The sequence below is a fragment of the Arthrobacter sp. NPDC093125 genome, from assembly GCF_044754225.1.
GTDB lineage: Bacteria > Actinomycetota > Actinomycetes > Actinomycetales > Micrococcaceae > Arthrobacter.
Window position 1 is genome coordinate 85,291 of record NZ_JBIVOQ010000007.1, and the last position, 14,303, is coordinate 99,593.

General features: G+C 58.8%; 10 protein-coding genes and 1 pseudogene. 5 read left to right on the forward strand and 6 right to left on the reverse strand.

Translation table 11 applies throughout. From position 1 onward, the window contains the following. Positions 1–19 precede the first annotated feature (19 nt). On the reverse strand, positions 20–145 hold the full coding sequence (locus tag ACIP9X_RS14470) for a hypothetical protein (protein ID WP_400480439.1): 126 nt from the start codon (positions 143–145) through the stop codon (positions 20–22). A 60-nt stretch (positions 146–205) separates the two neighbouring features. Further along, entirely contained in the window at positions 206–331 is a 126-nt protein-coding gene (locus ACIP9X_RS14475; protein ID WP_400480440.1) for a hypothetical protein, read from the reverse strand. A gap of 986 nt (positions 332–1,317) precedes the next feature. On the opposite strand from ACIP9X_RS14475, the gene ACIP9X_RS14480 reads away from it, so the two are divergent. The 3 genes and pseudogenes from ACIP9X_RS14480 to ACIP9X_RS14490 form a co-directional block, all read left to right on the forward strand. Then, complete coding sequence (locus ACIP9X_RS14480) at positions 1,318–4,290, forward strand: BTAD domain-containing putative transcriptional regulator (protein ID WP_400480441.1); 2,973 nt, start codon at positions 1,318–1,320, stop codon at positions 4,288–4,290. A 585-nt stretch (positions 4,291–4,875) separates the two neighbouring features. Next, the gene (locus tag ACIP9X_RS14485) at positions 4,876–5,139 is read left to right on the forward strand and encodes a hypothetical protein (RefSeq protein ID WP_400480442.1); all 264 of its coding nucleotides are present in this window, start codon (positions 4,876–4,878) and stop codon (positions 5,137–5,139) included. A 110-nt stretch (positions 5,140–5,249) separates the two neighbouring features. Continuing rightward, positions 5,250–5,584 (forward strand): annotated as a pseudogene (locus ACIP9X_RS14490) (helix-turn-helix domain-containing protein); the annotation flags it as partial. A gap of 209 nt (positions 5,585–5,793) precedes the next feature. Here the strand turns inward: ACIP9X_RS14490 and ACIP9X_RS14495 are convergent. Together ACIP9X_RS14495 and ACIP9X_RS14500 are read right to left on the reverse strand one after the other, a co-directional pair. Continuing rightward, entirely contained in the window at positions 5,794–6,042 is a 249-nt protein-coding gene (locus ACIP9X_RS14495; RefSeq protein WP_400480443.1) for a hypothetical protein, read from the reverse strand. Continuing rightward, entirely contained in the window at positions 6,042–6,260 is a 219-nt protein-coding gene (locus ACIP9X_RS14500; RefSeq protein ID WP_400480534.1) for a hypothetical protein, read from the reverse strand. Before ACIP9X_RS14500 ends, ACIP9X_RS14495 begins: the two co-directional genes overlap by 1 nt. 753 nt (positions 6,261–7,013) lie before the next feature. Between ACIP9X_RS14500 and ACIP9X_RS14505 the strand changes: the two genes are divergently transcribed. Together ACIP9X_RS14505 and ACIP9X_RS14510 are read left to right on the forward strand one after the other, a co-directional pair. After that, a complete protein-coding gene (locus ACIP9X_RS14505; protein ID WP_400480444.1) occupies positions 7,014–7,409 on the forward strand; it encodes a hypothetical protein in 396 nt (131 codons plus the stop codon). 604 nt (positions 7,410–8,013) lie between these two features. Then, positions 8,014–8,847 (forward strand): hypothetical protein, encoded by an 834-nt coding sequence (locus ACIP9X_RS14510; RefSeq protein ID WP_400480445.1) that lies wholly within the window; start codon positions 8,014–8,016, stop codon positions 8,845–8,847. Positions 8,848–8,901: 54 nt separating this feature from the next. Here ACIP9X_RS14510 and ACIP9X_RS14515 read toward each other — a convergent pair whose 3' ends face one another. Together ACIP9X_RS14515 and ACIP9X_RS14520 are read right to left on the reverse strand one after the other, a co-directional pair. After that, positions 8,902–9,195 (reverse strand): bacterial transcriptional activator domain-containing protein, encoded by a 294-nt coding sequence (locus tag ACIP9X_RS14515; protein ID WP_400480446.1) that lies wholly within the window; start codon positions 9,193–9,195, stop codon positions 8,902–8,904. Positions 9,196–10,883: 1,688 nt separating this feature from the next. Continuing rightward, positions 10,884–13,919, reverse strand: a complete 3,036-nt coding sequence (locus tag ACIP9X_RS14520) for a hypothetical protein (protein ID WP_400480447.1) — start codon at positions 13,917–13,919, stop codon at positions 10,884–10,886. Positions 13,920–14,303 lie beyond the last annotated feature (384 nt).

The following is a 14,303-nucleotide window of genomic DNA, read 5'->3' on the forward strand; positions in this document are numbered from 1 at the left end:
GATGCGGGGTGCCGCCGGGTCAGCGGCGGACGAGCGGTTCGCAATGGTTGAGCTGGAGCCCGGCGGTGGCGGGGCCGGCGGTGGCGGCGGCGAAGCCTAGGGCGGTGGCGGTCAGGACGGCGGTGGTCCAGATTTTGCGGAACATGGTGATCTCCTCAGGTGTGGCGGCGGTGCGGGTGGTGTGGGGTAACGGGATGCTGCAGGGTCAGCGGCGGACGAGCGGTTCGCAATGGTTCATGTTGAGCCCTGCGGTGGCGGGGCCGGCGGTGGCGGCGGCGAAGCCGAGGGCGGTGGCGGTCAGGACGGCGGTGGTCCAGATTCTGCGGAACATAATGTGTTTCCTTTCGCGCGGTGTGTCGGTCTGCTGTTCTGGGGTCGCGGGGAGGGCGTGAACGGGATCCTTAATCACCTCGATGGGCTTGGAACTGCCCGAGTTGGTGGAGTCTGGATGCTGGCACTGGTGGGGTGGGTATGGTAGTTGCGTCTACATGTTCAGCGTGTCTGTGCGTGGGTCGGTTTCCCTGTCATGGGGGTTGTCAATCCCTGCAGTCCGGCCAAAGTTCCTGATCCCAGGTCTGGCTGCGACCGTTAGTAGGTGTGGGCCGCCACACGGTTTCCGGGCAAAGGGCTCCTGACACCGGTTCAATCCTGCTACCACCAAGTGTTTGGCTGTTGTGTGTTTCTATGCGCTTCATGATCAGGATCCCCTCTAGTTCGTTAGGGCCGGTGCGGATGGTGATGCTTTTCGGATCCGTTGTGACTGGATGGTGTGTATCTGGTGTTCTAAGAGTCGCGCGGAGGGCTTAAGCGATCCTTAATCCGCTTCGATGGGGCCGGGAACTGCCCGAGCAGGTAGAGCTGGGCCGGCCTGCACTGGTGGGTTAGTCGTCCCACCCCTGAAGCGGTCCTGGTGTGTGGGTTCTCAACACTGGGAACATTCCAGCGCCGAACGTTCGAGCGACAGTTGCCGGAGTACCACCCAACCTGCTCGTCCTTTTCACAGCCCGGTTTGGCTCATCTCCGCCGCCAGCACGGTCGCAAGCACTCGCTTCGTCAAATGGTTCAACCAACTTCGAGGGCCCTCCAGTCCGATGCCTTGCTTGCCAAGCAGTTGCTAGGCGAGTTGCTCTCGCAGGCGCAGCGGCGCCCGGACCCTCTGGACCCTCTGTGTGCCGCAGAGGCATGATTGGAAAGAAATGGCCAGACCCTTCAAGGCCCATCGAGCGTCAGGGCAGGCTCTGGGGGGTCGCCAGATCGATGAACTTCGCGAGACCCGGCAGGTCGGGTGAGCGGTCTGTCGGTGAGGGGTGCTGTGCGATGGGTGCGCTTTGGATACGAGCCCTGGGTCCACTGGAGGTCCTCGCCGACGGGGTGCCAGTCGCCGTTGGTGCTCGTCAGCAGCGAATCGTGTTGGAGTGTTTGGCCCTGCGGGCAAACTCGGTCGTGACATCTGATTTCCTGGTGGAGGCTGTCTGGGCCGACAACCCGCCAGCTAAGCCGGGCCCGCAGTTGCAGGTGTACGTCGCGAACCTGCGACGCATGCTGGACCCTGATCGATCAAAAAGTGTAGTCTCCCAGCGGCTGGTCAGCCGGCCCGGGGGCTACATGCTGACCGTTACCGAGGAGGAGCTTGATCTCCTGCGGTTCCATGAGCAGGTTGGGGCCGGTGAGATGGCCGTGCAGGCCGGGGATTTGGTCGGAGGCGCGGATTATCTTCGCCAGGCCGTAGAGCTCGTCAGGCCGCCTGCATTTCCTGATCTGGCTGACATTGAGATATTTCGGCCAGAGCTGGACGAGTTGGAGGAGACCAGGCTGGACGTCTACCAGAATGTGATTGACGTTGAGCTCGCGTTGGGTCGGCACGGCACGCTGGTAGGCGAGTTGCAGTCGTTGGTGGCCCGGCACCCGTATCGGGAGCGGCTGTGGGCGTCACTCGTGCTCGCCCTCTACCGCTCCGATCGGCAGGCAGATGCGCTGGCGGCCTGCCGTAGCGCCCGCCAGGTCTTCATCGAGGAGCTGGGTATCGACCCCGGTTCGCGCCTGCGACAGCTGGAACGGTCGGTGCTGCAACAAGATGCGTCGCTCATGGCTCCCGCCGCTGATGGGCACCGCCGGATCAGGCAACGCCTGGACAACCTCCCTGCCGAACTCACGCCACTGGTTGGGCGGGAGGCCGAGCTGGATGGGCTGTGCTCCTTGTTTGTCGCCGAAGGCTGCAGATTAGTCACCGTAACCGGTCCAGGTGGGACTGGTAAGACCCGTCTGGCATTAGCGGCGGCGGGACAGCTCAGCGCGCGGATGGCCGACGGTGTTTGCTGGGTCAACCTCGGCCCGCTCACTCAGACCCAGCAAGTGCCGGGGGCAGTAGCGGCTGCGCTCGGCCTGGAGGACCGGGCAGGCGCCGACCCGCTGAAGATCGTGACTGGCTTCCTGCGATCCCGCCGGCTGTTGTTGGTCTTGGACAACTTCGAGCAACTGGAGGGGGCGTGGCCGGTTGTGCTGGACATGCTCACCGCCGCACCCGGCCTGCGCATCCTGACCACGAGCCGACGACCTCTCGGACTGCGCGCCGAGTACGAATACGAGCTTGCGCCGTTGGCTCTCCCTCCACTTGACCCGCCGCTGCCGCCGCACGTGCTGCAGGAAGTGCCAGCCGTGAAACTCTTCCTGACGCGCGGCCGGGCTGCCCGCCCGCATTTCAACCTCAACAGCAATAACTCTGCGGTCGTGACCCGGCTGTGTCGCCGCCTGGACGGTCTTCCGCTCGCAATCGAACTGGCCGCAGCACAATTGCGGCATCGCAGCGAAAGCGAACTCCTGGACGGCCTAGAGCTAAGTCTTGCCGCGCTACCAGCGGCCTTTCGCGATCTTCCAGATCGCCAACAAACCCTCACGGCAACGATCGCGTGGAGTTACCAGCTGCTCGGTGAGGCTGAACGGCAACTCTTCGATCAGCTTGGCGTCTTCGCTGCTGATCCGACTGTGGCGGCAGTCAGCTGCATCTGCGGACCGGCTCCTGAGGCGGCGTCGGCGGTCGAGGACTTGCTGACGGTACTCGCACGCCATAGCTTGCTGCGTCGCTACACAGACCTGGCGGGAGCCAGTCGAGTGTCGATGCTGCATGCGATCCGGGAGTTTGCCCGCGACCATCTCAGGTTGCTTGATCATGCTGCCACAGTGCGGCGTCGGCACGCCGAGTTCTACCTCAGCCTGGCCGAGGCTGTCAGCCCTCAGCTGTGGGGGCAGGATCAGGTGGACGCCTTCCGGTTGCTGCACGCCGATGCGCCGGATCTGCGTGAGGCACTGTTGTGGGCGACGGGACCGGACGGCTCGACTGATTTGGCACTGGAGCTGGTCGGACACCTTTGGCGTTACTGGGAGCTCACGGGGGACGTGGCCGAGCAATGCGAGGCCGCCCTCAAGCTGCTCGCTCGGACTCCGAACGCTCCGCCTTCGCTCAAAGCTCCAGCGCTTAGTGGTACAGCCACTCTGTGCTGGATGCTCGGCCGCAACGATGAGGCGGCGGGCCTTCATGACCGGTCGCGCCAGGCATTCCTGAACGCCGGCAACGGCCAAGGTGTCGCCTGGGCCACAATGTGCCTAGCGACTCAGGCGGCCGAGCGAGACGAGACAGTCACAGCTCAGCGACTCGCTGCAGAAGCGTTGTCGCTACCGGAGGCCAGCCCCCGCACACGCATCGCAGCGTTGATTATTCTGGGTCTGTTGGCGTTGTACTCGGGCGACCCCGCCCGAGCCCTTGACCTATGCCGCGAATGCGTCGAACGTGCCCGACCGCTCGGTGATCGATCGCTCCTGGCGAATACCTTGGTCAACCTGGCCGACAGCACCGAGCAGGCCGGCGACTATGATGCCGCAGAACAGCTGCTCTATGAAGCACTCGGCGCGGCGCTTGAGCTCGGTGCACAAGGCCATGTCGTTCCTATCCTCGAGTCAATTGCGGGCGTCTACGTCAAACAGCGCCGCTTCGAGCAGGCCATCCGCGTGCTGGCGGCCGCCGATGCCCACCGCACCGACCGAGGGCATCCACTCTACGCCGCAGAACAGCGACGCATCGAATCGATCATCACCAAGGCGCGCGCCGAAGCCGGCCCGATCCCATTCGGCTTGGCCTGGGCGGAGGGAAAGACGCTGACCCTGACACAGATCGTCAACGAGGTGCTCCACACCAAGCACGAGAGCATCCAACAGGAACCTTTCACCGACCAGCACATTCCTTCAGTTCCCGACCTGCCAACAGCCAAGGTCCTGAACGCGGTGCCATGGTCCTGATCAATACGCCGGTCTGAGGGGACAAATCACGCTGCCGCTCGGCGCGCTTCGCAGGAATTCCATGCCACGCCCACCGGAATGGATGCCAGGTACTTGGCGGATCGGAAGCGGCGACTCCGATGCAGGTCCCCAGGATCTGACGCCATCCCTGCCGAAGGCACGATTTGGCGTCTGAGATTGCCAACTCATTCGCCTGCCTCATAATGGTTTTCATTCGTGCTACCAGGCCGGGCTTTGGGGGTGTGGGACCATGCAGCGCAGCATGGTTCTTTTGCATGCCGGTGCGCTGGTCGCAGCGCTGGTTGCCGGCTTGGCCGCATGCGTTCCGTCCGGATACTCAGGGGCTGAAGTCTCCACGCCGTTTCACGCGCCGTCGCCGGGCCAACATCGAGGGAGATACCCGCTACGTCCGCGTGTCCATGTCGGAGAGGGAACGCGCGCAGCTCGCCGTCCTGGAAGAACGAACCGGGCGCAGCCCTTCCGAGATTCTTGTCAGCGCCGCCTTGTGCGGGGAGAACTCCGAGTCCCTCGCGGAGCGCCGGGCACGGCTATCACCCGGCAGGCGGACCCAGACAGGTCCAGGCCGTGGCCGCAGATGCCGATCTGGCTCACAAACTCCATACCAGTACCCGTGAGCCCCTGCTCCTGCTTCAAGGGGTAACCCGTGACGCGCTCGGCCACGGTCTGGAATGGTTCAACGTCTGGCACAGCCCCAACACCGTCTTTGACGTCGACGCACAAGTGACATCCCAGCCGACGCCTATCTCCCAGGAACACGTCCGGCGACTCCGGTCACTGGCACAACAACTCGAATCAGAACTGGCAGCCCTGGGCCACAGCACTCGCTGAAAAAATCACTCCCTGTTGGCGGGGGACACCGAAGCACGGAAAGTTCCTCCAGGTCCGAAAGTGGGCTGACGAACTGAACGCGGACAGGCAAAGCTGCTGTTCCGCAGAGCGCCTTCGCTGAATTCGAACGCTCCCTCATCAGGGAACGCCAAAAGGAAGGCATCGCACTGGCCAAGCAGCGCGGCGCCTACAAAGGACGGAGAAAGACGCTCACTCCAGACCGGGCGGCCGACTGGTCCACCGCGCTGGCAACGGTGTGCCGAAAGCCGTTCTTGCCCGTGATTACGGCATCAGCAGGGGAACGGTCTACCAGTACCTGCGCCACGCCAAGCTCGATAGAAACCGCTCCCCCTGCCTTCCCTGTCGCTGTGCCTTGCCCGGCGGTCCTTACTGGAAAGCGTGCATATTCGATTTCGAACTATTCGCGCCTTTGACAGCGCTGTAGGACCAAACCTGCTCAAAGTTGGGTGAGGCCGAAAGCGGCCTCGTGTGTAGCCGGACCCGGACTTGGAAAGTCCGGAGAACCCGGCGCACAGCCGCGGTTGTTGTCCAGTTTGGGCACACCCCACTCTGACGTGTGACCCCTATATGAAAAGCGTCGGAATAGAGGCCAAATTGCCATTTCCTGACACACCCTCTCGAAAGTCCTAGATCTTAACCGGACACTATGGCCCGCCTGAAGGCGAACGCGCAGTAGCGCGGGCACAAATCGCACCCTGGCTGGATGCCTGTTCCCATGGCGTGGACACCGATCCCGTAGCGGTGCTGGACATATTCCCGGTGTGTGTCGGCCGCAAAGCACGTCATGGGGTCTTGGCCCTTCAATGCAGTGGCGGTTTGGTGGACGCGGACGATGTCTTCTGCTTTGGCGTTGTCCCACCAGCGGGCGGCAATTAGTTCCACTAATACCTCTGGGGCTTCCAGACGCTCCGCCAGTGCAGCCAAGCGCCTGGAAGTTGGATGCGTGTAGGCAATGGAATACCAATGGACTCAGGCGTACCGGGGCCAACGAAGCCGCCCCCTTGCCCGAGTTGACTTTCCGAGTTCGCTCCCCATGTCCACACGGTTCCGTCGGACTGCAGCGCGAACGCAAACCCCTGACCCCAAACGCCGGTTGCCATAGCAACGACCTTGACTGCTTTCTTCAGATTGGCCACGGGCACTGGGGCTGAAGCACAACTCCCGTTCCTTGACTATCACGGCGTTTTCTCAGGTTCGCCCGCCTTTATGGCAATGACTGCGTTCGACGTATCCCGCTGCCTGCCGCTGTCGTGCACCCAGGGTCATTTCGAAGTACCGTGAAGGACTCACAGCTGCCGGCCTCATCGATCAGCTGTTATGCATCAGAAGTTCGACACAGATTTCTGTAAGGGCTCGAGGACGAGCTCGTAACTAGCGTGGGGTTGCGGTCAGGCTCTGTTCATCCTCTCTGAGGGTCAAGGCGGCCCTACAAACGCGAAGTCAACATCGTGGCAGTAACGCGCGAGTAACGTGGCCGGGGCTTCACTACTCGTACCGGTACTTTGCCGGCTTCCGTGTGCCACACAAAATTTTCCGAGCGCGTCAAGGAGTTCCAATGGCAGTAGTCTCCGCAAGTGGCGAAACAACGCCCTACCATGCGGATGGGGAGCCGTACGCCAGTTTGGAGCACGGATACCCAGACAAGAATGGTGACGACCCGTTTAACTGGCGGGTGGAATGGGTGCATATTGCACCGCGGGTTTTTGCCTAAAGTTGAGCCATTCTTTCACCGAACTCCGTGCGTCTTACTGACGGGCATAAGCGCGAATTTTTTTCCGTAGACGACGTCTTTGAGTTTGAGCGCTTACAGATACAAGACTCTTTCAACCAACTGAATCCAAAGGAGTAAGACGATGCCAGGCAATGAACAGCAAATACGACTTTCACGGGGAGACCTACGCGCCATTGATACGGCTATCAGGGCACTGCAAATTGCAGAGAAAAAGCGAGCGGGGCAAGCGTCGGACATAAAGGTGAGAGCCAAAGACTTACGATTCAATCCGGCGGACGATGAAGACGAAGTGCTCATCAACGTCGACCCACAACTGGTAACTGCTGCAGTCGAAGCCACGCTTTATGTAGCAGTGGCCACAATAAAGGTATACAAAGCTTGGAAATCAGGTGTGGTAGGCCCTGACGCGGTCGTACCGATAGATGAATCATTCCAATACGAAGGACAGTATTCACTCGAGCAGCTCATTGAAGCAAGGCATGAGTTGCAAAAAGCCTACTTTGAAGCCGGTGGCTAACCCTGACCCGCTACGAGCCCGGATTCCGTCATGCACGAGTTGTTTATCGGAACGATCCTTTCAATCTGGCTGGCACTTACCGCTGCTTGCCAGTTTACTGGTCCCGTTACTGACAAGATAAGACGATGGGATGTCGTCGGTCTAATACCAACTTGGACATTTTTTGCGCCAAATCCCGGAACAAGCGATCAGCATGTCATCTATCGAGATAAGATGTCGGACGGGCATGTTTCAGATTGGTGCGAAATGCCAGTGATTTTCAAGAATCGCCCACTTCAGTGGGCCTGGAACCCCCGAAAGCGCCGGTCCAAGGCCGTGACTGACTGCCTTTCTTCAATAGCGTTATCCTTAAAAAGTTATATGGAAAAACAGTCTCCCGGCCAAACGGCTGTATCGAACGATTTAGTGCGAGCACGGAATTATTCACACCTACAAGTGACAATTCCTTATCTCATAATACTCAATGCAGTTTGTAATGAAGCGTCCAGCAACGGCGCGACGCATCGTCAGTTTGCGATAATCGAAAAGAGTGGCACGAGAGAAGATCCTCAACTCAAACCAGTGATTTGCTCACCCTTCCACCGGTTATCGTCTGGCACTTGCAATGATTGATCAAGCGTTGGCCTACGCCGGGACAATGGCCGGAGCCTACACGATTATCATAGTGCTATTTGGTGTGGGCCAGGTCATTAGCACCGCTGAGTCACTTTCACAACGAGGAGAATTTGGTGACGGCGGGCTGCTGCCATGGCGGATTCTGCAACTTGGATATCGGCCACTAAAAAGACTGCAGAAACTGGCTGTCCACCTCTTTGAAATCCGTGGGATGACAGTACTTCTGGTCGTGAAGCTCATATCCGCAGCAAGCTTAATTCTACTTCCTATAGGAAGTGTTGCACTAACGATAGCCATTGCCGTGGTCATCCTGGTTATGCTTGCGGAAAGTTTTCGTAATTCAGCATACGGGGGTGAGGGCTCTGATCAAATGGGAGTAATAATCGGAGTAGCTCTCTTTATTGGCTGCTCGTCATGGTCGTCTCCCGCATTGGCTTTCATCGGTCTCACCTTCATTGCTGCGCAGAGTGTCTTGTCCTACCTAGCTGCAGGTGTCTCTAAAGTCGTATCAACTAAGTGGAGGTCAGGCAGCGCATTGGTTGGCATTCTGGAGACAGAAGCTTATGGGCTACCCGCTTTTGCCTCAATTCTACGAATTTATCCTAAAGTTACCTGGACGTTGACGTGGACGCTTTTACTGTTTGAGACAACTTTTGCGTTGAGTCTTGTGGCCCCTGCCCAAGTCACACTTGCATATATAGCTGGCGGCGTCCTATTCCATCTCACCAATGCGGTTGTAATGGGACTGAACTCATTCTTCTGGATGTTCACCGCATCGTATCCGGCGGTCCTTTTTGTTTCACTTCAAATGGCTGTGTTCTGATTCAGACGTATGACTATAGTGTGTCTACACAACGGGCCGTAGCAGCGGAGGTCGTTATCTCCGTAGGCCGTCCGCGAGTTTGATCATGGCCGCGGAAGGCCGGACTCCGAGTTCGGTGTCTAATAGTGCCTTGAAGGTTTCGAAGCTGTGCAGTGCCCCTGCACGGTTGCCTAGTTTCAGTTCGGCGTGCATCAGGAGTCCGACGCAGGCCTCGTAGAGGGGTTCAAGCTCGAGTGCGGTTCGGGCGGCTTCGGCGGCCTTAGCGGCGTCCCCGCTCTCCAACCATCGGCGTGCATGGAGCACCAAGGCGCGTATTCGAAGGTTCCGCAGGCGGTTCTGCTCCAGCACCACCCAGTCTTCGTACCAGCCAGGAAGCAGCTCGGCGTGCTGAAGTCGGGATAGACATCCGTCTCCGGCAGAGCAAGATTCTGACTGCTCACAGGCTCTGATGTTCTTAAGACAGTGATGGAGGTCCACGGTGAGACTGTCCGTAAGGGAGAGGATTGGACCGCCATTTACTAGTAGTCCGGGGGTTTGGCGGGATATCAGATGCACAGTTACGCGCAGGCTTTCCAACGCACGGCTTTCCGTGCTGTCCGGCCATAGGAGTCCACTGAAATAGCGACGGTTCCGGGCACCGCAAATTGCCAGAGCACTGATCAACCGCTGCTGTCTGGAAGGGACCCAGATTTCGGTTTGGCCGCAAAACAGTTGCCAGCATTGAAAAAGCTTCAGCTGAAATTGGACATCTTCGTCCTGTGCCATCGAGTCCCCCCAAGGCGGCTGCCAACGACCACGAGACACTTGGTTGGTTCGCTGCAGGCGCAGTATGGCGGCACCGCAATGGGGCCGTCGCTGGTTGCTATCCGTTCCTGCTCATTAGCCGGCACCCCAGCCTGCTGGCACCTCAGGAAGGCTCCATTACCTCCTTCTGGCTTCACATCCTGCCAATCGATAAAGTAGCTCATCCAAAGAAAGAAGAAAATGAAAAACTCATACTGTTTCGCAAATCCGTAACGAATCTAAGCCAAACACGCGTGGTCGACGTGATCTGAAGCGCAGAGGCGGTCGTCCTATGAATGCGCAGTATCGGGTTGTGCGTCATACGGCCAAAAGATCGGGTGCCGGGCCCCAGCCCGACATGGGAGTAACGGCTCGGCTTCTGGTCTTGCTCTTTTCTTGATGGAAGCCGTCTCGGACCTTGAGGCACCTATGGAAGTATTCTACTGAGAGCTTTCTATCCTCTTCGCGGCCAGGGTGGAGGGCGCTACTACGAATGTGAAAAATCATGAGAAGGCAAGGTGCGTGCTGTGACTTTTGTGATGGCCGACGGGAGAGCCGGAGGATTGGAAGCAATCTTGGTAATCAACGTCTGGTTCGAAGCCGAGCACAGCCAGCCCTTCCGGGCTCGCCTTACATCTACAACGCCTGGACATGTCTCAGAAGCGGCGACCAGTTACACCGCCAGCCGAGAGGCTGTCTTGGCCAGCGTTGAGGAATGGCTCCGCAAGCTGCCGGACCATTAGCCATCGCCGGGACAGCTTCATGAGCGATGCGTCAGCCGGTGACCTCCTTGCCCGTCGTCAGCTTCAGCTACACCCCGACCTGGCGACAGGTCCCGCGTCTAGAACCGGTCAGAATAGGGTCAAAATTCCTGTTTCGAGTGGGAGGCACAGGTGGCGGGTCAGCGGATCGGGTACGTCCGGGTCAACACTCTGGACCAGAACGAACAGCGCCGGCACGAGGGCGCCATGTCCAGGAACGTGTGTTCACCGACAAGACCTCTGGCAGGGACACGTCCAGAACGTTCCTGCTGGTCGGCATCCTGGGATTCATCCCAGGCATCACGATTCTTGTAACAGCGCGGAATCTCCCGGCCCGGCCGCGTGACGGCCGGGTCCGCGATCCACCCATATCATCACCAGTCTGGAAAAAAGTGCAGTCCTGGATCGAGGATTTACTCACCTTGTCCGGCCCGAGCGCTCATGTGACACAAAAGCATTGTCGAACCGGAACGCCGAGGCCAAACTCGTGTGCTACGCGAATTTTTCCTGCAACCGAGCGAGCTCGACAATGTCTGCTGCGACAGCAAGTCGCGCCAGTGTGATCTCGATGTCCCGATTGAACTCAGCGTATGTGCCTGCCTCAAGGGCAGTTTGGTAGGCCGTTACCCGCTCGGCGATGAGTTCCAAAGGTTCTTTTGTCATTGCCGCAATATAGTCCGGGAAGCCCTGGCTGTGCGGAGAGGGCGCGGGGGCCGACCCGAGAGGATCTAGGTGAGCCAAAAACTGCCCGCTCGTGAATAGGCCAATGCCGCCGCCCCAAACAGGAGCACCGTCAATTACACCTTGCATTGCTTCATCACCAACGCGTGCTGAGGAGAGACCCAACTCGAGCAGACAGGTCAGCAGCCTCAGAGCGCCATTAAGCTCGACGGCAGCGCCCCGGAGGGGGTGGGCGACGTCAACCTGCTTATCGATCAACCATCGGTAAAAGTGATCTGTCCACAACCATGCCCGTGAGTTCTCGATGTCTGTGAGCGCGGCCGCCTCGTCCTTCGGAAGATCTATGAAGCCGTCTCCCGTATCAATCATGGCGCGCCACGTGACCTCCCAGATCCTGCCCAATTCCCCCCCTCGCTCGGCGTCGAGTAAATACCGCTGGAGGGGGCGATCCCGATAGACGACCGTGGCCGAGTACTTGATGCCTGTTCGTGCCACATGATTTGTGACTTCTCTGTCCGCTGGGGGTTGCCACACGCCTTGATCGTCTACACGTCCGGGCCCTCTTCCGGGAAGTACAACCGTAACTTTCTCGGTCCAGGAGTACGGATTCGACGAGATCACGACTCGAAGGGCGTTGCTATCCACGGGATGACTCAACCGTGCTGCATTGCGATACAAGGCGGGGATCCTCATGACTGCGGCCGAAGGCAGTACAAAGTCTACTGCCGCACCTTCTCGCCATACGGGGACATTCGGCGCGTAGCCGTAGTCATGGTACGGATCCGCGCGCCAGACTGGTGGCTGCGGAACGGTTGGATCGGGATGGGGTATCTTCGGTACCGGGCCGCTTGAGGCCCACTCGTTTTCAGCTTCGTGTAGCTGCTCACCGTAAGCGATGTACTTCAGCCGCACCTTACCGATGGCCGCGCCTAGCAGATCGCCATTATTACGCGCAGGGATCTTCCGAAGCGCAGCCAGCAGCGCCCCGCCAGGAGCAGCCACCTGATCGCGATTTGTCTCGTGGTCTATGCGAGTTGCTGCGGCTGACAGGGCTGGCCACTCCCGCTCCAGTTCGCTATAACCGCTGGCGGCGAGGATCCAAGTGTAGGCATTGTGCAGGCGCTTTGCCCTTTCTAAGGGAGCGAAGGGCGGCCATCCATTTTCCGTCACGACCTCGTTCAGAAAGGCCACATGTTCAAGTGCTGATCCTTGCAACTGTTCTTCGAGATGGATGTCCGCGGTGTCCCAGGCTGCTGAGGGGACTTCGATTTCTTTGCCGGAGGTACTTGAAGCCCACGTTCGGAATGTCCCCTCGTATTGCATGAATTCGGCGCTACTCATTGTGGGCGTGTTTGTCCGGTCAGGCCTGTCGAGGGCGGTGAGAATGGCCTCCTCCAGGTCCTCCCGGTGAGCGGCCTGAAAGAAGTTCACTAGGAGTAGCTGATGTCGCATGAGCGAGGCCTCGATGCGGTTGAGATCTTCCTGAATTTCTTCAACGTCGCCGTTAATCTTGCCAAGGGCGACGTCAATCTTATCGAGTTTGGTCATAACATCCATGTAGATGGTGTTGAGGGTCCGGTCGAGACGGTCGAAGCGCTCGTTCATCTCGGACTGGAGGTCTCTCATTTCTTGGCGCAGGGCGCCAATCTCCTCAAGAATCATCTGCTCTGGTGTGGGTCCGGCGGGGGCGAAAGCACCGATAAGGGCGAAGGCGGCCCCGATGAAGTTGCCCGTCGCTGCGGCTGAGCCCATGGCAGTCGCGACTTCCAGTCCCTTACTTAGCGCAGTGGCGGCCTTAACCAATTCGACGCCTGCCTTAACGACAGTGAGGGCCGCCCCTCCTACCCGGCGGATGTCGTTGCCGAGCTTCTTGTCAACGAGTCCCGCGATAACTGACGCGACCTCGATCCCCTGCTGGGCGTAGCCCCACCTTTGCTGAATCTTGGCTTCCAGTAGTGCTTTTCGTTGTTGTGCGTCTTCTTGTGCGGCTCGGTTGTGCAGCCAGGCCACTAAATTTTTTTGTTCCTCTTTGATGGTGAGCAGTTCGGCCCGCACTTCCCCGAGGTCTGCCCGAAGTTCACCTGTAGTTGTTTGAAATTCTTCCGTCAGCGACGCCCGAAGTTCGTCCAGATCAATGACGATCGTCAGATCTACCTGAACAGAGTTCTGGATCACTGGGCTAAACAAATCGGGGTTGGAGTTCACTACGGCACCCGGGCGGACGTCGACCTCGTCGCCGGATGTCCGGAGGTCGGGAAACATCACTGCTGCCGCTTGTCGGCAGTCCTGTGCCTGCAGGCACTGATCATGAAATTCTTTGATAATCTCTGAGGAGCGATCATTGTACGTCTCCACGAGCTCGTTCATCGCATTGGCGCTGTAGAGATTCCGGCTTTCTTTCACCATGTCCTGGATGGGTGTCAGATTAAGGATCCCGTCGGCAACATCTTTGCCTGCGGAAATCATGTCGGATAGCAGCGAGACTGTGAGGCCGCCTGCCGCTGCCCCTCCGACGCCGCCTACCGCGGCTCCTCCCCCCACACCAAGAGGTATAGCCAATTTTGTTCCGCCTGCTATTATTCCGGCCGCCTGAACACTGTCACGGGCTATGTCGTAGTAATTTTCCAAATAGTTCAGGCTCCGGCCTTCCTGCGTCCTCTTCTCAATGCCGGTCTTGAGCTCATTGGCCGCCTTGGTCAATTCCTCCTTTCCTGAGACGCCATCGCGTTTTGCTCGGGTCAACAATTCCATGACCGCCAGGGCTGGGGCTTTCTCAGTAGGCTTAGTGTGCAACGAATTGAACTTAGCTTCGAGAAACTTGGAACTGCTCGTTATTACTTCAGGCATGAGGGGTCCTATTTGGGGGCGGCTCGGCACTGAGCCAAGATGGATGATCCGCTCCAAGATGCTGTAAGTCTCGAAGCGATAGGTTCCGATGACGCAAAAGGGCGTTATATGAGTGGCCCTGGGCTTAATAGCTTTCGCATTATCCAGTAGTCGCACGAATAGGGACCATCTTTATGGGTGCTCGCTCCTCTCCACAGTAGGAACTGAGATTTATCAGGAATCATGGCGGCTTCTAGCAAGCGTGATCCTTTACCGTGACGTTCTGCTGTGAATATTCTGGGAGATGGCCGTCAACGCAAATGCCTCAAACTAGTGCGCTCGGGCGTGACACAGCCCGCAACACAGGGAGCGGACACAGAAGACTCAGCTGTCCACCGCCACTTG

Excerpts from the sequence above, each read along its gene's own strand:
- ACIP9X_RS14470 (WP_400480439.1), bottom strand. The coding sequence starts at position 145 with ATGTTCCGCAAAATCTGGACCACCGCCGTCCTGACCGCCACCGCCCTA.
- ACIP9X_RS14500 (WP_400480534.1), bottom strand. The coding sequence starts at position 6,260 with ATGGCAACCGGCGTTTGGGGTCAGGGGTTTGCGTTCGCGCTGCAGTCC.
- ACIP9X_RS14510 (WP_400480445.1), top strand. The coding sequence starts at position 8,014 with ATGATTGATCAAGCGTTGGCCTACGCCGGGACAATGGCCGGAGCCTAC.
- ACIP9X_RS14480 (WP_400480441.1), top strand. The coding sequence starts at position 1,318 with ATGGGTGCGCTTTGGATACGAGCCCTGGGTCCACTGGAGGTCCTCGCC.
- ACIP9X_RS14475 (WP_400480440.1), bottom strand. The coding sequence starts at position 331 with ATGTTCCGCAGAATCTGGACCACCGCCGTCCTGACCGCCACCGCCCTC.
- ACIP9X_RS14505 (WP_400480444.1), top strand. The coding sequence starts at position 7,014 with ATGCCAGGCAATGAACAGCAAATACGACTTTCACGGGGAGACCTACGC.
- ACIP9X_RS14520 (WP_400480447.1), bottom strand. The coding sequence starts at position 13,919 with ATGCCTGAAGTAATAACGAGCAGTTCCAAGTTTCTCGAAGCTAAGTTC.